This is a genomic window from Endothiovibrio diazotrophicus (genome assembly GCF_054657215.1).
Genome location: NZ_BAAHXB010000351.1, coordinates 1 through 297, shown reverse-complemented (window position 1 = coordinate 297; position 297 = coordinate 1). Strand labels below are relative to the sequence as shown.

1 protein-coding gene is annotated in these 297 nt (G+C 48.8%); it reads left to right on the top strand.

The features are described from left to right. Window positions 1-50: 50 nt before the first annotated feature. Window positions 51-188 (top strand): hypothetical protein, encoded by a 138-nt coding sequence (locus ACYQ2W_RS26775; protein WP_459874194.1) that lies wholly within the window; start codon window positions 51-53, stop codon window positions 186-188. Window positions 189-297: the final 109 nt, after the last annotated feature.

Sequence of the window (297 nt, the reverse complement as noted above, 5' to 3'; positions counted from 1 at the left end):
AAAGAACGGAACAACGTGTCGGCAGAGTGTTTGAGTGAAACGGCGGCTCCTTGGAGAAAGAGCAGCACGACCCGTTCAAACGTCAGGATGCGCTGGCGGGAGAAGTCGCCGGGATTTTCGCGGTGCTCGGCGATGAATTCCGGGCTGGTGAGGGAGCGGGAAATCTTATTGAGAACAATTCTTATTAAAGAGGTCCGGGGTCTTCAATTTCATCGGGATTTAGCCTCGAATCGTTACGTTCAACATGACGCCAATTATATCATATTCAAAGACTTAAATGCTAAGTTGATGCCATTG